The sequence below is a fragment of the Variovorax sp. NFACC27 genome, from assembly GCF_048301545.1.
Lineage (GTDB): Bacteria > Pseudomonadota > Gammaproteobacteria > Burkholderiales > Burkholderiaceae_C > Variovorax > Variovorax gossypii.
Genome location: NZ_CP157613.1, coordinates 4,941,520 through 4,959,154, shown reverse-complemented (window position 1 = coordinate 4,959,154; position 17,635 = coordinate 4,941,520). Strand labels below are relative to the sequence as shown.

The 17,635-nt window shown below is 66.2% G+C and carries 13 protein-coding genes and 4 tRNA genes; 10 read left to right on the top strand and 7 right to left on the bottom strand.

Going from position 1 to position 17,635, the window contains the following annotated elements:
* Positions 1-48: 48 nt before the first annotated feature.
* A tRNA-Leu gene (locus tag ABL840_RS23240) sits at positions 49-135 on the top strand.
* 84 nt (positions 136-219) lie between these two features.
* Here ABL840_RS23240 and ABL840_RS23235 read toward each other — a convergent pair.
* Entirely contained in the window at positions 220-1,233 is a 1,014-nt protein-coding gene (locus ABL840_RS23235) for a tetratricopeptide repeat protein (RefSeq protein WP_093306267.1), read from the bottom strand.
* A 265-nt stretch (positions 1,234-1,498) separates the two neighbouring features.
* Between ABL840_RS23235 and tig the strand changes: the two genes are divergently transcribed.
* From tig to ABL840_RS23190, 9 genes are all read left to right on the top strand, one after another.
* Positions 1,499-2,815 (top strand): trigger factor, encoded by a 1,317-nt coding sequence (gene tig / locus ABL840_RS23230; RefSeq protein WP_093202586.1) that lies wholly within the window; start codon positions 1,499-1,501, stop codon positions 2,813-2,815.
* Positions 2,816-2,930: 115 nt separating this feature from the next.
* Positions 2,931-3,539 (top strand): ATP-dependent Clp endopeptidase proteolytic subunit ClpP, encoded by a 609-nt coding sequence (gene clpP / locus ABL840_RS23225; RefSeq protein WP_093202585.1) that lies wholly within the window; start codon positions 2,931-2,933, stop codon positions 3,537-3,539.
* 107 nt (positions 3,540-3,646) lie between these two features.
* Entirely contained in the window at positions 3,647-4,912 is a 1,266-nt protein-coding gene (clpX, locus tag ABL840_RS23220; protein WP_093202582.1) for an ATP-dependent Clp protease ATP-binding subunit ClpX, read from the top strand.
* 23 nt (positions 4,913-4,935) lie between these two features.
* Complete coding sequence (gene lon, locus ABL840_RS23215) at positions 4,936-7,377, top strand: endopeptidase La (protein WP_093202580.1); 2,442 nt, start codon at positions 4,936-4,938, stop codon at positions 7,375-7,377.
* 61 nt (positions 7,378-7,438) lie between these two features.
* A tRNA-Gly gene (locus tag ABL840_RS23210) sits at positions 7,439-7,514 on the top strand.
* 63 nt (positions 7,515-7,577) lie between these two features.
* Positions 7,578-7,651 (top strand) — tRNA-Cys (locus ABL840_RS23205).
* A gap of 100 nt (positions 7,652-7,751) precedes the next feature.
* Positions 7,752-7,843, top strand: a tRNA-Leu gene (locus ABL840_RS23200).
* A 20-nt stretch (positions 7,844-7,863) separates the two neighbouring features.
* A complete protein-coding gene (locus tag ABL840_RS23195) occupies positions 7,864-8,505 on the top strand; it encodes a DUF6806 family protein (RefSeq protein WP_093306269.1) in 642 nt (213 codons plus the stop codon).
* A 56-nt stretch (positions 8,506-8,561) separates the two neighbouring features.
* Positions 8,562-9,860 carry an MFS transporter gene (locus ABL840_RS23190; protein WP_093306272.1) on the top strand — a complete coding sequence of 433 codons (1,299 nt, stop codon included), beginning with the start codon at positions 8,562-8,564 and terminating at the stop codon, positions 9,858-9,860.
* Positions 9,861-9,876: 16 nt separating this feature from the next.
* Here the strand turns inward: ABL840_RS23190 and ABL840_RS23185 are convergent, their stop codons facing one another.
* The 6 genes from ABL840_RS23185 to proW form a co-directional block, all read right to left on the bottom strand.
* A complete protein-coding gene (locus tag ABL840_RS23185) occupies positions 9,877-12,081 on the bottom strand; it encodes an Ig-like domain-containing protein (RefSeq protein WP_093306274.1) in 2,205 nt (734 codons plus the stop codon).
* 90 nt (positions 12,082-12,171) lie between these two features.
* A complete protein-coding gene (locus ABL840_RS23180) occupies positions 12,172-12,963 on the bottom strand; it encodes a hypothetical protein (RefSeq protein ID WP_093306276.1) in 792 nt (263 codons plus the stop codon).
* 30 nt (positions 12,964-12,993) lie between these two features.
* Complete coding sequence (gene murI, locus ABL840_RS23175; protein WP_093306278.1) at positions 12,994-13,782, bottom strand: glutamate racemase; 789 nt, start codon at positions 13,780-13,782, stop codon at positions 12,994-12,996.
* 1 nt (position 13,783) lies between these two features.
* A complete protein-coding gene (locus ABL840_RS23170) occupies positions 13,784-15,337 on the bottom strand; it encodes a fumarate hydratase (protein WP_093306281.1) in 1,554 nt (517 codons plus the stop codon).
* 75 nt (positions 15,338-15,412) lie between these two features.
* Positions 15,413-16,423, bottom strand: a complete 1,011-nt coding sequence (proX, locus tag ABL840_RS23165) for a glycine betaine/L-proline ABC transporter substrate-binding protein ProX (protein WP_093306283.1) — start codon at positions 16,421-16,423, stop codon at positions 15,413-15,415.
* Between the two features lie 17 nt (positions 16,424-16,440).
* On the bottom strand, positions 16,441-17,622 hold the full coding sequence (proW, locus tag ABL840_RS23160; protein WP_176947592.1) for a glycine betaine/L-proline ABC transporter permease ProW: 1,182 nt from the start codon (positions 17,620-17,622) through the stop codon (positions 16,441-16,443).
* Positions 17,623-17,635 lie beyond the last annotated feature (13 nt).

Genomic DNA, 17,635 nt, shown 5'->3' with positions numbered 1-17,635 from the left:
GCGAAAAGCCCGTCCGCTTTTGCATTCACCTGAAAAAAGATTGGCATCGCGCGGGTGGCGAAATTGGTAGACGCACCAGGTTTAGGTCCTGACGTTCGCAAGAACGTGCCGGTTCGAGTCCGGCCCCGCGCACCAGCCCTGCACGTAGCCCGTTCTATCGAGCAGCAATGAAGCCCCGTTCCGCAAGGAGCGGGGCTTTTTCTTTTCCTTTTTTCCGCTCTACCAGTCGCTGCTGCTGCTGTCGCTGTCGCTGCTTCCGCTGTCGGAACTGCTGCTGCTCGAGTCGTCCCACGAGCTCGTGTCGCTGATGCCGAAGTTGTTGTCCACGAAGCTGCGATCGACCTGCCGCTCCGGCTCCGGATCGGACGAGGGCCAGAGGCTGCTGCCCATCCTGTCGTTGCCGGTGTCGTGGTGGCGGTGGTTGTTGAAGATGTTGGTCGTGTTGCCCCGATGGTCGTCGGAGCGGTCGTTCAGCATGTGGCGCAGCAGCTCGCCCGCGACCACCGCGCCGACGCCCGCCGCGGCGCCCGCGGCCAGTGCACCGCCGATGCCGGGGCCTTGGCTGGGGGTGGGAGGGGCGGAGCCGTAGTCCCTGTAGTCGTCCGTCCTGCCGTAGCCCATTGACGAATCGCTGGTGGGCCTGGAGAACCTGGTTCCGCTCCCGGCGGGGGCAGGCACCTCGAAGGTGGTGGCGCGGCGGCGCTGCTGGAAGACCACATAGGCGACGACGAACAGCGCCACGATGCCGATCGGCCCCCAGGGGATCGGGCCGGACGATGAGCCCGTATCCGTCTTGCCGGATGCCAATGCTGCAGCCGGGCTGGGTACGGGCGGTGGCTCGGGCTTGGTCTCGACCGGTTTCTCCAGCTTGCGTTCGAGCTTGGCGACCGACTCGGCCTTCGCGAACTTGAATCCGGGCGACAGCTCCTTGGCCAGGGCCAGTTCGTCCCTGGCATCGTCGAGCTCGCCCTTCATCGCAAGAAGCTCGGCGTGCACGTAGTGGGCCTTCGCGCTCTTCGGATGGTTCTTCAGCACCTTCGCGATCATCGCGTCGGCATCGGCCATCCTGCCGTTGCTTGCCGCTTCGTAGATCTGCTGGATGGTCGGCTCCTTCGCCGCTGCCGCCGGCGCCGCGGTGGTCTTGGCCAGCGCGGGCGAAGGCATGCCGAACACGAGGACCAGGGCGAAGGCGAGGGCGAGGGCGGCGAACAGTCGCTGGAAGAGGATGGGCATTCGTTCCTTGGGGAAATGTCGAATCGCAGCCACTGTAAAGGCGAAATCGGCCATGAATCCGGGCGTGGTGCGCAATCTCTGCTGCAGCTGGTCGCCGACCCGCTCAAAACGGGCGCTTCCAGCCGATTAGAATCATGGGTTGCCCAGTTTTGCAGGCGGCACGCGTGTGCCTCCGCATAAATCCCGCTAGCGCGTGCAAGTCCTTGATCTGTATCGGTAAAAAGACGCAGGCCCCGCGCAACAGCCCCCTCACAAGGAAGACATCATGACCGTGACCGTTGAAACTCTCGAGAAGCTCGAACGCAAGATCACGCTGACCCTGCCGGTCGGCACCATCCAGTCCGAAGTCGATTCGCGCCTCAAGAAGCTCGCGCGCACCGTCAAGATGGACGGCTTCCGCCCCGGCAAGGTGCCGATGAACGTCGTGGCCCAGCGCTATGGCTACTCGGTGCACTACGAAGTCATGAACGACAAGGTCGGCGAGGCTTTCTCGCAAGCCGCGAACGAAGCCAAGCTGCGCGTCGCCGGCCAGCCCCGCATCACCGAGAAGGAAGACGCACCTGAAGGCGAACTGGCCTTCGACGCGATCTTCGAAGTGTTCCCCGACGTCAAGATCAACGACCTGTCGGGCGCCGAAGTCGAGAAGCTGTCGGCCGAAGTCGGCGAAGACGCCATCGACAAGACCCTCGACATCCTGCGCAAGCAGCGCCGCACCTTCGCCCAGCGCGCGCAAGACGCCGTCGCTCAGGACAGCGACCGCGTGACCGTCGACTTCGAAGGCAAGATCGACGGCGAGCCCTTCCAGGGCGGCAAGGCCGAAGACTTCCAGTTCGTCGTCGGCGAAGGCCAGATGCTGAAGGAATTCGAAGACGCCGTGCGCGGCATGAAGGCTGGCGACAGCCGCACCTTCCCGCTGTCGTTCCCGGCCGACTACCACGGCAAGGACGTGGCCGGCAAGCAGGCCGACTTCCTCGTCACCGTGAAGAAGATCGAAGCCTCGAACCTGCCCGAAGTCAACGAGCAGCTCGCCAAGTCGCTCGGCATCGCCGAAGCCACCGTCGAAGGCCTGCGCGCCGACATCAAGCGCAACCTCGAGCGCGAAGTGAAGTTCCGCCTGCTGGCCCGCAACAAGAACGCCGTGATGGACGCCCTGGTGGCCAACGCCGAGCTCGACCTGCCGAACGCCAGCGTGCAGTCGGAAGTCAGCCGCATGGTTGAAGGCGCCCGCGCCGAACTGAAGCAGCGCGGCATCAAGGACGCCGACAAGGCCCCGATCCCCGACGAAGTGTTCCGCCCGCAAGCCGAGCGCCGCGTGCGCCTGGGTCTGGTGGTGGCTGAGCTGGTGCGTGCCAACAACCTGCAGGCCAAGCCCGAGCAGATCAAGGCCCACATCGACGAGCTGGCCGCCAGCTACGAGAAGCCGGCCGACGTGGTGCGCTGGTACTTCAGCGACAACAACCGCCTGGCGGAAGTCGAAGCCGTGGTCATCGAGAACAACGTGACCGATTTCGTCCTCGGCAAGGCCAAGGTCAACGAAAAGTCGGTGTCGTTCGACGAACTGATGGCTCAGCAGCAAGGCTGATTTCCGTCGCCGCCCGCTACGCCGATGGGGCTTGTGCTTTGCGGCACGAGCCCCATTTCACTCAGGCGTACAGTTCAGAAACAGCGAACGATTCCATTTCCCGGAGAGCAAATACATGAGCGCACAGGAAACCCAGGCCCTCGGCATGATCCCGATGGTCATCGAGCAATCCGGCCGCGGCGAGCGGTCGTATGACATCTATTCGCGCCTCCTCAAGGAGCGCATCGTCTTTCTGGTGGGCGAGGTCAACGACCAGACCGCCAACCTCGTGGTGGCCCAGCTGCTGTTCCTCGAGAGCGAGAACCCGGACAAGGACATTTCCTTCTACATCAACTCCCCGGGCGGCAGCGTGAGCGCGGGCATGGCCATCTACGACACCATGCAGTTCATCAAGCCCGACGTGTCGACCATGTGCCTGGGCTTCGCGGCCAGCATGGGCGCCTTCCTGCTGGCGGCCGGCGAGAAGGGCAAGCGTTTCTCGCTGCCCAACTCCAAGATCATGATCCACCAGGTGCTCGGCGGCGCACGCGGCCAGGCGACCGACATCGAGATCCACGCGCGCGACATCCTGCGCACCAAGGACCAGATGAACCGCATCCTGGCCGAACGCACCGGCCAGCCGCTGGAAAAGGTCAAGGCCGATACCGAACGCGACTATTTCCTCACGGCCGACGAGGCCAAGGACTACGGCCTGGTCGACCAGGTCGTCGCCAAGCGCGGTTGAACGCCGGCGCCGAGGGCGCCAAATGGCAAAAAACGGCGTTTTCCACACGGGAAACGCCGTTTTTGTTTAGTTATCATTGTCCCTACCCTGTAACGAGGCAAATGTCCATGGCCGATAAAAAAGGCTCCTCCAGCGAAAAAACGCTTTATTGCTCGTTCTGCGGCAAGAGCCAGCACGAGGTCAAGAAGCTGATCGCGGGCCCTTCGGTCTTCATCTGCGACGAGTGCATCGACCTTTGCAACGAGATCATCCGCGACGAACTCCCGGCGGGTGAGGAAGCGCGCGAGTCGCGCAACGACCTGCCGACGCCGCTGGAGATCAAGGCCAACCTCGACAATTACGTGATCGGCCAGGAGCCGGCCAAGCGCATGCTGTCGGTGGCCGTCTACAACCACTACAAGCGCCTGCGCCACAAGGAAAAGGCCAAGGGCGACGACGTGGAGCTCAGCAAGAGCAACATTCTGCTGATCGGCCCCACCGGCTCGGGCAAGACGCTGCTGGCGCAGACGCTGGCGCGCATGCTCGACGTGCCCTTCGTGATGGCTGACGCCACCACGCTGACCGAAGCCGGCTACGTCGGCGAGGACGTCGAGAACATCATCCAGAAGCTGCTGCAGAGCTGCAACTACGAAGTCGAGCGCGCACAGCGCGGCATCGTCTACATCGACGAAATCGACAAGATCTCGCGCAAGTCCGACAACCCCTCGATCACGCGCGACGTGTCGGGTGAGGGCGTGCAGCAGGCGCTGCTGAAGCTCATCGAAGGCACCATGGCCAGCGTGCCGCCGCAGGGCGGACGCAAGCACCCGAATCAGGATTTCCTGCAGATCGACACGACCAACATCCTGTTCATCTGCGGCGGCGCGTTCGCGGGTCTGGAGAAGGTCATCGAAAACCGCACCGAGGCCTCGGGCATCGGTTTCGGCGCTTCGGTCAAGAGCAAGCAGCAGCGCAGCATCACCGAGGTGTTCCGCGAAGTCGAGCCCGAGGACCTGATCAAGTTCGGGCTGATCCCCGAACTCGTGGGCCGCATGCCCGTGGTCGCATCGCTCGCGGAACTCAGCGAGGATGCGCTGGTACAGATCCTGACCGAGCCCAAGAACGCCGTGGTCAAGCAGTTCACCAAGCTGCTGCAGATGGAAGGCGTGGACCTCGAGATCCGCCCGGCGGCGCTCAAGGCGATCGCCCGGAAGGCGCTGGCGCGCAAGACCGGTGCGCGCGGTTTGCGATCGATCCTTGAACAGTCGCTGATCGACACCATGTTCGAGTTGCCGAACGCGACCAATGTCGACAAGGTGGTGGTCGAGGAATCGACCATCGACGAAAACAAGCCCCCGCTGCTCGTGTATCGCGAAGCGGCGAAAAAGGCTTAAAGCCAAAGACGCGAAGGATTTGCATGTCTGGCCACACCCCTCTGCCTCCCGAAGCCCTCGACCTGCCGCTGCTGCCGCTGCGCGACGTCGTGGTGTTTCCGCACATGGTGATCCCGCTGTTCGTGGGGCGCCCCAAGAGCATCAAGGCACTCGAACTCGCCATGGAGGCGGAGCGCCGCATCATGCTGGTGGCCCAGAAGGCTGCTGCCAAGGACGAGCCCTCCGTCGAGGACATGTTCGAGGTCGGCTGCGTCTCGACCATCCTGCAGATGCTCAAGCTGCCCGACGGCACCGTGAAGGTGCTGGTCGAGGGCCAGCAGCGCGCCCGCGTGAACCGCATCGATGACGGCGAGACCCACTTCTCGGCCAACGTGACGCCTGTCGAGGCGCCCGAAGGCGGCGAGAAGGGCACCGAGGTCGAGGCGCTGCGCCGTGCCGTGATGCAGCAGTTCGACCAGTACGTCAAGCTGAACAAGAAGATCCCGCCCGAGATCCTCACCTCGATCTCGAGCATCGACGATCCGGGCCGCCTCGCGGACACCATCGCCGCTCACCTGCCGCTCAAGCTCGACAACAAGCAGGCCGTGCTCGACCTCGACGACGTCAAGGCGCGCCTGGAAAACCTGTTCGGCCAGCTCGAGCGCGAAGTCGACATCCTGAACGTCGACAAGAAGATCCGTGGCCGCGTGAAGCGCCAGATGGAGAAGAACCAGCGCGACTTCTATCTCAACGAGCAGGTCAAGGCCATCCAGAAGGAGCTCGGCGAAGGCGAAGAGGGCGCGGACATCGAGGAGATCGAGAAGAAGATCAAGCTCGCGAAGATGTCCAAGGAAGGCCTGAAGAAGGCCGAGGGCGAGCTCAAGAAGCTCAAGCTCATGTCGCCCATGTCGGCCGAGGCCACCGTGGTGCGCAATTACATCGACGTGCTGATCGGCCTGCCATGGAGCAAGAAGACCAAGATCAAGCACGACCTGGCCAACGCCGAGGCGGTGCTCAACGCCGACCACTATGGCCTCGAGAAGGTCAAGGACCGCATCCTCGAGTACCTCGCGGTGCAGCAGCGCGTGGACAAGGTCAAGGCGCCGATCCTGTGCCTCGTTGGACCTCCGGGCGTGGGCAAGACCTCGCTGGGGCAGTCGATCGCCAAGGCGACCGGCCGCAAGTACACCCGCATGGCGCTGGGCGGCATGCGCGACGAAGCCGAGATCCGCGGTCATCGCCGCACCTACATCGGCGCGCTGCCGGGCAAGGTGCTGCAGGGCCTGAGCAAGATCGGCACGCGCAACCCGCTGTTCCTGCTGGACGAAATCGACAAGCTGGGCACGGACTTCCGCGGGGACCCGTCGAGCGCGCTGCTCGAGGTGCTCGACCCCGAGCAGAACCACACCTTCGGCGACCACTACGTGGAAGTCGACTTCGACCTGAGCGACGTGATGTTCGTCGCCACCTCGAATTCGATGAACATTCCGCCGGCGCTGCTGGACCGCATGGAAGTCATTCGCCTCTCGGGCTACACCGAGGACGAGAAGACCAACATCGCGATCAAGTACCTGCTGCCCAAGCAGATGAAGAACAACGGCGTGAAGGACGACGAGCTGTTCGTCACCGAAGAGGCCGTGCGCGACATCGTGCGCTACTACACGCGTGAAGCGGGTGTGCGTTCGCTCGAGCGAGAGCTGTCCAAGATCTGCCGCAAGGTGGTGAAGGGCCTGCTGCTCAAGCAGCTCACGCCCAAGGTCACCGTCAACGGCGCGAACCTCAACGAGTTCCTCGGCGTGCGCAAGTACACCTTCGGTCTCGCAGAGAAGCAGAACCAGGTCGGCCAGGTGGTCGGCCTCGCGTGGACCGAAGTCGGTGGCGACCTGCTGACGATCGAAGCGGTCACCATGCCAGGCAAGGGCGTGATCAGCCGCACCGGTTCGCTGGGCGACGTGATGAAGGAATCGGTCGAGGCCGCGCGCACGGTGGTGCGCAGCCGCTCGCGCCGGCTCGGCATCAAGGACGAGATGTTCGAGAAGCGCGACATCCACATCCACGTGCCCGACGGTGCCACGCCGAAGGACGGCCCCAGCGCGGGCGCAGCGATGACGACGGCCTTCGTGTCGGCGCTCACGGGTATTCCGGTGCGCGGCGACGTCGCGATGACGGGCGAGATCACGCTGCGAGGCGAGGTCACCGCCATCGGCGGCCTGAAGGAAAAGCTGCTGGCCGCGCTGCGCGGTGGCATCAAGACCGTGCTGATCCCGGAAGAGAACGCCAAGGACCTGCAGGAGATCCCCGAGAACGTGAAGAACGGCCTCGAGATCGTGCCTGTGAAGTGGATCGACAAGGTTCTCGAGATCGCTCTCGAGAAGCAGCCCGAGCCGCTGTCCGACGAGGAGGTTGCTGCGTCCGCTGCCGCGATGGCCGAACTGGCCAAGCAGCGCGCGCCGGCGCCGGCTTCGGAAGGTTCGGTCAAGCACTGACGAGCCCTTCGCAAAACTTGTGGAGCCTCGAAAAACTGGTATATAATTCAAGGCTCGAAACGCGGGAATAGCTCAGTTGGTAGAGCGCAACCTTGCCAAGGTTGAGGTCGAGAGTTCGAGACTCTTTTCCCGCTCCAGTTTTGAAAAAGGGAAGCAGCAGCTTCCCTTTTTTTCGCTAGTTCGATTTCGTATTTCTGCGTGGCGCGATAGCAAAGCGGTTATGCAACGGATTGCAAATCCGTCTAGTCCGGTTCGACTCCGGATCGCGCCTCCACTCTCTCGGTTCAACCAGATTCGACTCCGACTGCCAAGCCCCGCCAACCGACGTTGCCGGGGCTTGTTTTGTTTGGGTTATCGTCGATGTCCAACCTGACGCCCGGATGGTGAAATTGGTAGACACATCGGACTTAAAATCCGCCGCTTCCTTAATCGGGGCATACGGGTTCGACCCCCGTTCCGGGTACCACACTTACAAGGGAGCATTAGATGCCTCGCTACAACGCTCCATTTGAGATTCATGTGCACGGCGATGTGCCGCTGCGTTCGGACGTGAGCTTCGAGCAGATCCAGGAAGCGCTCAAGCCGCTGTGGAAATACGCCGGTGCCAAGTCGCTGGCCGATGGCGCGACCAGCAGCTACGAAGAAGAACCCGGCATCCGTTTCGAGCAGAAGGACCACGTGCTCCAGATGTGCTGGACCGTGGCAGGCGACGAAGACTTCCGCCAGGCACTCGACGAGATGTGCATGGGCCTGAACGAGCTCTCCGAGCGCGGAGCCGCCATCGAGGTCACCTTCTACGACACCGACTTCGACGAGGAAGAGGGCGACCCCGAGGAAGAATCGCGCGACGACTTCCTGATGCTGTTCGTCGGCCCGAACCCCGCCGCGATCATGCAGGTGCAGCGCGACCTGCTCGTGGAAGACGTCGTCAACCTCATGGAGCGTCACTTCGACGGCTCTGAGCTGGGCGGTGTGGTCGCCGAGATCGATCGGCTCTTCAGCGACCGTTTCGATGCACTCGTGAACTCGCTCGAGATCGGCAAGCGTCCGCGCGGCGCCGGTGGGTCGGGCAGCGGGGGCAGCGGCGGTGGACATGGCGGCGGCCGCCGTCCGCGTCACCTGCACTGATTCCGCGGCACTCCTCCGCGAAAAGACGCCACAACAAGACCCCGCCAGGCCGTCGCATGGCCCTGTTCCCCGCCTCGGCGCTGAGACCGGGCGTGCGCAAGCGCGAGGTGTTCGGCTGGGCGATGTACGACTTCGCCAACTCGGGCTACACCACGGTCGTCGTCACCGCGGTGTTCGCCGCCTACTTCGTGGGCGGTATCGCCAAGGGCGCTCCATGGGCCGCCTTTGCGTGGACGGCAGCGCTCAGCACCTCGTATGCCATCGTGATGCTCACGATGCCCGCCATCGGCGCATGGGCCGACCTGCGCGCGGCCAAGAAGCGGGTGCTCGTGCTGGCGACCATCGGCTGCGTCTTCGCGACGGCGGCGCTGGCCGTCACACCGAGCTTCTCGGGCGCTGCCGGAGTTGCGCTCGCGATGGCGCTGATCGTCGTCTCCAACGCCTTCTATTCCTACGGAGAGTCGCTCACCGGCGCCTTCCTGCCCGAGCTCGCCACGGCTGAGGGAATGGGCAAGGTGAGCGGGTGGGGCTGGGCCTTCGGCTATGTCGGCGGCATGTTGGCGCTGGGCATCTGCCTGGCCTACGTGCTGTGGTCTCAATCCAGGGGCCTGCCTGCGGCGCATTTCGTTCCGGTCACGATGCTGATCACGGCCGCCATCTACGGGCTGGCCGCATGCGCCACCTTCGCGCTGCTGCCCGAGCGTGCGCAGCCCAGGGCCGTCGATACCGGGCTCGGCGCATGGCAGCAGCTGCGCGCGACCTACCGCCAGGCGCGGGCATATCACGACTTCATGTGGCTGCTGGCATGCACGGTCTGCTACCAGGGCGGCGTAGCGGTGGCCATCACGCTCGCGGCCATCTATGCGGAGCAGGTGATCGGCTTCGTGGCGAGCGAGACGATGGTGCTGATCTTCGTGCTCAACATCGCGGCATCGCTGGGGGCCTTCGGCTTCGGCTACGTGCAGGACCGCATCGGCCACAAGGTCTCGTTGGCCGGCACGCTGGTCGCGTGGATCGCGGTCTGCGTCATCGCCGCGATGGTCACCACCAAGGGCGGCTTCTGGTGGGCCGCGACCATCGCGGGATTGGCCATGGGTTCGAGCCAGTCGGCCGGCCGCGCCATGACGGGCTACCTGGCGCCCCCGCTGCAGCTGGCGGAGTTCTTCGGCCTCTGGACCTTCGCGACGCGGCTGGCGAGCATCGTCGGCCCGCTGAGCTTCGGCGCCATCACCTGGATGACCGGAGGCAACCAGCGCATCGCGATCCTCTCGACGGCCGTGCTCTTCGTGGTTGGGCTGGTGCTGCTGCTGCCGATCGACATGCAGCGCGGCCGCCAGGCCGCGCTGCGCAACTAGCCAAGCCAGGCTTCGATCAGGGCAGCTTGTCGCCGAACAGGCTGTCGTTGGTCAGCGGCCAGCCGACCTCCGGCGCATAGCGCACCGTCCAGTTCGCCGGGTTCTTCACGCGGGCCGCGAAGGCAGCCAGATCGGAGCGGTCGAGCGAGCCGGTGTAGATCGCGTTGGTCTGGTTCGCGGGCATCACGGTGAAGCTGAACGCCGTGCCGGCCGTCGTGACGGCATCGGGAATGGTGCCTGCGGTACCGCCGAGCGTGATGGTCGCGAGATGGTTGCCGACGGCGGTGATCTGTCCGGCCACGCCGTCGCCCAGTCCGGCGATGGTGCCGCCCGCGATGGCGTAGACGGTTTCCGACTTGCCGATGCCGCCCGGCGACCCGAGCGTGAAGCCCTTGTCCGCGATCGGGTTGCCCGTGACGTCGGTCTGGATCGTCACGATGGTGCCTGCCGGCAGGTTCTGGTCGGCGTTCCAGAAGAAGGCCGTTTCATTGGTGATGCCGGCGAACTCGGTCGTGCCCGCCTTGCGGTCGCGGTCGGTGAACAGCACCTGCGTGCCGCCGTTCACTGCCTTCAGCAGCACGAAGGCATAGGCATCGGGCGCCTCGGCGTTGGCGGCCATGAAGAGCAGGTCGCCGGCCACCAGCGGCGTAGCGCCGGCAGTCGTCGTGAAGCTCAGCCTGGTGGCGTCGGAAATGCCAGTGAAGGCGTTGCCGGCGGCGTCGGTGATGGCGTTCGCGTCCACCGTGACGTAATAGCCGGTGCTGAGCTCGAGCGGGGCCGTCGGCACCAGCTTCAGCACGTTGAATGCCACCTGCAGGCGCGCGGCGGGACTGTTGGAGTGGAAGGTTTCGACGACGCTGCCGTCGGCCTTGCGCAGCACGATGCTGCCGGAGCCCAGACGCACGGCCTCGTTGAACGACAGCGTTATCGCGGTGTCGAGATTCACGCCCACGCGGCCGGTGGCCGGCATCGACTTCTTCAGCGTCGGGGCGGCGGTATCGACCCACGGCTTGCCGAGGTTCACGACGAAGCCGTCGAACTTCTGGTCGGCCGCGGGCAGGTCCTTGGACGCAGTCTTGCCGTCCCACTTGGTGTCGCCGTTGTCCAGCAGCAGCTGGACCTGCGTGCCGGCCTTCACGGGGCCTGGCACCTCGACGGTCGATTCGAAGCTGCCGCCCGTTTCCTTGCGCAGCGCGTCGAGGTCGTTCGACAGCTCCACAGGGGCGCTGTTCGGATTGCCATCCCACGCGAACAGTGCGAAGTTGCGGTCCACGTCCGGGCTCGCAGCGCCCGCGGGGCCGGCGACGATCAGGTAGTTGCCGTCGCTGCCCTTGTCGATCGAGCGGATGCCGCGGCCGCCCAGTTCGAGCTCGATGGGAGCGCCGAAGGTGGCTTGCGTGGCGGTGCCGGCGATCAGGGCTGCGTAGTTCTGCAGCGGCACGATCAGCGCCTTGGCGCGCACACGGGTGCCGGTCTGCGGCGCGCGGAAGCCGAGCCACAGTGCGGTGTCGCCGGGCGAACTGGTCATGCCTTCGATGGAGAAGCCGTCGACGCGCTCGGGCACGATGCCGGCCCCGGCCGACACCGCGAAGCCGAAGCGGTTGGCGCCGAGGCCGTGGCCGTTGCCGACGTCCCAGGCGATCAGCTGGGCCTCCAGCTGCGAGAACTTGCCGACATAGTCGAACGCGGTGGCCGCGCCGGTGCCGCTGACCTTCACGGCGAAGAGATGCGAGCGATCGGCGGCCGCGTCGGCGCCGTCCTTCTTGTTGCTGTTGGAGCCGGTGAGGTACAGCGTGTCGCCGATGCGCGTGCCGGCCTCCAGGTCGAGCTCCTTGGCCAGCTTCGGGCCTTCGAGCTCATAGCTCCATTCCTTCACCGCCGCGCCGCCGCCGCGCGGGTAGATGCGCAGCACGTTGGCTTCGTCGTCCGCCACGATCATGAAGTTCTCGGGCAGGGCGATGGCGGTGGATGCGTCCGAAGAGCCCTTGGTGGTGCCCGCATTGGGCGTGAACCGGGCCTTCGATACGAGCTGGTCGGGTTCGGCTGGGGGTTGCGTGGCCGGCGGCTGCGCGGGCGCTGGCGGGTTGGTGCTGGCGGGCGGCAGGAATCCGCCGAAGCCTGAGCCGCCGCTGCCGCCTCCGCAGGCACCCAGCATCAGCGCGAGCGCGCCGGCGAGCAGGAGAGGCTTGAAGGGGATGCGGGCCTGGGAGAGTGAGTTCATTGTGCGCGGCAATACTTTTTGACAAACCGCGCATGCTGGTACTTTTGTGTGACGGCCCCGTGAAAAATCGGCCCCGGGGTCAGGCCTGCGTCAGGGTGTCTGCTGCTGGAGCGACCTCGGCACCTTGTAGCGCTCGCCGTCGTAGCGCAGCGTGACGGTGTTGAACTTTGGAGGCAGAGCTTTTTCCACGCAGCCCTGGTCCTCCTGCTCCTGCGCGCGGCTCTGCAGCAGCGTGCGCGACAGCTGCAGGTCGGCAAAGCCGTTGCTGCCGCCCTTGCCGACCGACACCATGGTGCGCAGCTTCTCGAAGTGGCCGGTGCAGGTGGAATCCCACCCGCCATGGTCGTGGTCGAGTTCGATCTCCTGCAGCACCTGGCGCAGCTGCTTGCCGTGGTGCACGTAGAGCCGCACGGTCTCGCTGGCCAGCGGGTTGCCCGGCGCGTTGCTGCCGCGATAGCGAACGCGCAGCCCGAAGGCGCGCGCCTCGGGCGAGAGCACGTAGCGCGAGGTGTCGATGCGGATGTCCTGGATCGAGGTGGTGGCGTCCTCGTCGAGTGCCTCCGGCTGCATGAGCCGGCCGATCACGGTGTCGCGGTCGGTGTTGCCGTTGTCCGGGCGCTGGATCAGCAGGATCTCGAGGTCGAACACCTTGGCGCCGCGGTCGGTGGTTTCGCGCGGCATCGGCAGAACGACGATGCTGCGGCCCGGAAAGGCCGGCCAGATCTTGCAGGCCGCGAGCCGCTCGTCGAGTTGGCGGTTGGGATGCAGCTTGGCGTGCATGCGCTCGGCAAGGCCGCTCTCGCAGGCCGCATGGCTCAGGCCGGCCGTCGAAAGGCCCAGGAGGAAGAGGGCGCAGAAGGCGATGCGGCGCGGCAGGCGCATGGTTCGGTCGTCGTCCGGCTCAGGTCCGGCTTAGGCCGTGGCCGCGGCGGGAAGCCCGAGCCATTTCGCGGCCGCTGCCTCGAGCAGGGCGACGTCGCCGCTGCTCTGCAGTAGGAGACCGCCGCTGCCGCTCTCGGCAAGCCGGCCCGCGGACGCGAGAAGGCGCCTCGTCTGCTGCGCGACCGGCACGCCCGTGTCGATGAAGCGCAGCGTGGCCGGCGCATGCTTGCCCAGCTCGTCCTTCACCAGCGGATAGTGGGTGCAGCCGAGCACCACCGTGTCGACCTCGCCGGGCCCGTCGCCGAAGGGGCCGGCCTCGGCCATGTAGCGTTCGCTCAGTGCCGCGATGCCCGCCGAGTCGAAGCCTTCGATGGCCTTCACCAGCCCGTCGCAGGGCACCGGCCGCACGTCGGCGCCGCCCCCGAACGAGGCGCGCAGCGTGGCGTACTTGGCGCTGGCCAGCGTGCCGCGCGTGGCCAGCACCGAGATGTGCCCCGTGCGGCTTGCCGCCACCGCGGGCTTGAGGGCGGGCTCCAGCCCGACGATCGGCAGGTCGGGGTTCTCGGCGCGCGTCAGGTGGACGGCAGCGGTCGTGGCGGTGTTGCACGCGATGACGAGCGCCTTGATGCCGTGTTCGCGCCTCAGGTGCCCGATCACCCTGCGCGACTGCTCGATCACGTAGGCGTCGCCGCGTTCGCCGTAGGGCGCGTAGGCCGTGTCGGCGAAATAGACGAAGTTCTCCTGCGGGAGCTCGGCCCTCAGCGCGGCCAGCACGCTGAGGCCGCCGACACCGCTGTCGAAGACGCCTATCGGGCTCAACTCAGGCTTCTTCCATCATGATGGTCTTGAACTCGCCCGTGGCGATGCGCTTCTGCCACTCGGCCGGGCCGGTGATGTGCGCGCTGGTGCCGCCGGCGTCGACCGCCACCGTCACGGGCATGTCGACCACGTCGAATTCGTAGATGGCTTCCATGCCCAGGTCCTCGAAGCCCACCACCTTGGCGGTCTTGATGGCCTTGCTGACCAGGTAGGCGGCGCCGCCCACGGCCATGAGGTAGGCGCTCTTGTGCTTCTTGATGGCCTCGATGGCGACCGGGCCGCGCTCGGCCTTGCCGATCATGGCGATCAGGCCGGTCTGCGCCAGCATCATCTCGGTGAAGCCGTCCATGCGCGTGGCGGTGGTGGGGCCGGCGGGGCCCACGGCCTCGTCCTTCACCGGGTCGACCGGGCCGACGTAGTAGATGACGCGGTTGGTGAAGTCGACCGGCAGCTTCTCGCCCTTGGCCAGCATGCCCTGGATGCGCTTGTGCGCGGCGTCGCGGCCGGTGAGCATCTTGCCGTTGAGCAGCAGGGTGTCGCCCGGCTTCCAGCTCGCCACTTCGGCGGGCGTGAGCTTGTCGAGGTCGACGCGCTTGCTCTTCTTCTCGTCGGGAGCCCAGTTCACGTCGGGCCACAGGTCGAGCGAGGGCGCCTCGAGGTACACGGGGCCGCTGCCGTCCATCGTGAAGTGTGCGTGGCGAGTGGCCGCGCAATTGGGGATCATCGCCACGGGCTTGCTCGCCGCGTGCGTGGGGTACATCTGGATCTTGACGTCGAGCACGGTGGCCAGGCCGCCCAGGCCCTGCGCGCCGATGCCCAGCGCATTGACCTTCTCGTACAGCTCGACGCGCAGCGCCTCGACCTTGCTCAGCTCTGCGCCCGAGTTCTTCTTGGCCAGCAGCTCGTGCATGTCGAGGTCGTCCATCAGGCTTTCCTTAGCCATCAGCGCGGCCTTCTCGGCGGTGCCGCCGATGCCGATGCCCAGCATGCCCGGCGGACACCAGCCGGCGCCCATGGTGGGCACGGTCTTGAGCACCCAGTCGACCACGCTGTCGCCGGGGTTCAGCATGACCAGCTTGCTCTTGTTCTCGCTGCCGCCGCCCTTGGCGGCCACCGTGACCTCGAGCTTGTCGCCCGGAACGATCTCCGTGAAGATCACCGCGGGCGTGTTGTCCTTGGTGTTCTTGCGGTCGAACTGCGGGTCGGCCACGACCGAGGCGCGCAACGTGTTGTCGGGGTGGTTGTAGCCGCGGCGCACGCCTTCGTTGATGGCGTCGTCCAGGCTGCCGGTGAAGCCGCCCCAGCGCACGTCCATGCCCACCTTGAGGAACACGTTGACGATGCCGGTGTCCTGGCAGATCGGGCGCTGGCCGGTCGCGCTCATCTTGCTGTTGGTCAGGATCTGCGCGATGGCGTCCTTGGCCGCGGGGCTCTGCTCGCGCTCGTAGGCGCGTGCCAGGTGGGCGATGTAGTCGGCGGGGTGGTAGTAGCTGATGTACTGCAGCGCGGCGCTGATCGATTCGATCAGGTCGGCCTGCTGGATCGTGGTCGTCATGGTGGGGGGATTTTTTAGGAGTGTGGAAACGCCCCCCGATTATCTCAGCCGCCGCGCCTACCCCGCCTACCCCGCTTACCTTGCGGCGGCCCGGGCTTGCTCCACCCAGCCGTCGAAGAGTTGCCGGTGCACCCGTATCCAGCCGTCCGTGTGGCGCTCCACGTCCTGCTGCGTGTTGGCGCCCTGGCTCATGCGCAGGTTCTGGGCGTTGATGTCGCCGATCGGCAGCTTCATCACCTCGAAGAGCTTCGCCGCGGCCGGGTTCTTCTCGATGAAGGCCCGGTTGGCCACGATCTGCTCCTGGTTGGCCTGGAAGCCGTAGTTCCTGCCGTTGGGCAGCTGCGTATCGACGGCGTTGCCGCCCTGAGAGGACGAGAAGGGCACCTGCAGCCACACAACGTCGGCGCCGGGGCGCAGCACGGCGCTCACCCAGTAAGGCGTCCACGTGTAGTAGAGCACCGGCTTGTCCTGCCTGAAGCGGGCGATGGTGTCGGCCATCAGCGCGGCGTAGCTGCCCTGCCTGTGGGTGACGGTGTCGCGCAGCTGGTAGGCCGTCAGGTGGCTCTCGATGGCCAGCTCGCAGCCCCAGCCGGGGTTGCAGCCCGTGAGGTCGGCCTTGCCGTCGCCGTCCGTGTCGAACAGCTTCGCGATGGCCGGGTCCTTCAGCTGCGCGATGTTGGTGATGCCGTACTGCTCGGCCGTCTTGCGGTCGATCAGGTAGCCCTGCACGGCGCCGTCGGAGTACACGCCCTTGCGCCACAGCTTGGCGTCGCCGCCGCTGTTCTTGTAGAAGTCGGCGTGCAGCAGGCTCCAGTGGTTGGCCATGAAGGTGGCGTCGCCGTTGGCGATGGCCAGGTGCTCGGTGGCGGGCTCCAGGTCCTTCATTGGCTCGACCTTGTAGCCGAGCTTCTCGAGGCCGCGCATCACCAGCAGCGTCTGGAAGGCTTCCTCGGCGAGCGAGCTCTTCAGCGGCTGCACCGTGATGCCCTTGCCGGGCAGGTCGTTGGCGGCCTGGACGGCCACGCCCGAGGCCACGAAGGCGAGGGCCAGCAGGCCGCGTGCGATGAGTCTGGTCTTCTTGATCATGTGTGCGGGGCCTCCTGTCACTGGGCTTGCGTCGACAGGGCGGGTGCCGGCTCGGCATCCGCGCGGCCCGGTGCCACGGCGCGCTGCAGCATCCGCAGTGCAAGGCCCACCGGCCCCGTGTGCCACCAGCGGCGGCCGGCGGCGCGGCGCGACTTGCCCATGGCCTGCGTCAGGCGGTCCAGCGAGATCGCCAGCAGCACGATGCCCAGGCCGCCGACGGTCGCCAGGCCCATGTCGAGCCGGCCGATGCCGCGCAGCACCATCTGGCCCAGGCCGCCCACGGCGATCATCGAGGCGATGACGACCATCGACAGCGACAGCATCAGCGCCTGGTTGATGCCCGCCATGATCGACGGCATGGCCAGCGGCAGCTGCACCTTCACCAGCATCTGCCACGGCGAGGCGCCGTAGGCGCGCGCGGCCTCGATCAGGTCGGGGCGCACCTGGCGCAGGCCGAGGTTGGTCAGGCGTACCAGCGGGGCCAGCGCGAAGACGATCGTGACGATCACGCCTGGCACGTTGCCGATGCCGAACAGCATCACCACCGGCACCAGGTAAACGAAGGCCGGCGTGGTCTGCATCGCGTCGAGCACCGGGCGCATGACCCGCTGCGCCCGGTCGCTGCTGGCCAGCAGCACGCCCAGCGGCAGGCCGATGACCATGCAGAAGACCAGCGAGGTCAGCACCAGCGACAGCGTCACCATCGCCTCGGGCCAGATGCCCAGCATGGCCACCAGCAGCAGCGCCACCGTGGTGCCGATGGCCAGCGCGCGGCCGGCGAACTGCCAGGCCAGCAGGCCGATGAGCGCGATCATCGCGAGCGTGGGCAGGCCGGTGAGCATGGCCTGCACCCAGTTCAGCGTGCTGTCGATGGGCAGGCGAACGGTCTGGAAGAAGGGACGGAAGTGCTCGACCACCCAGCCCAGGCCGCTGTTGATCCAGGATTCGATCGGAAGCGAGCCGTCCCAGAGGCGGTGCAGCTGGAAGCCGCCGGTCGCGGCGTCGGCTTGGCCGGCAAGTTGATGGGCCGTGTCGAGCTGCGCAGGAGCGTCGAGCCATGCGCTCGTCGCCGAGGCATCGGGCGCGGCCGACAGGGCTTCCCACGGATCGATCGGAGCGGAGGCAGGGGCGGGCGTCGCCAGCATCGTCGCGGCGTCGCTCAGCGGGGCGAGTTCGGAGGGCAGTGCGGTGTCGTTCATCGGTTGTGTCCTT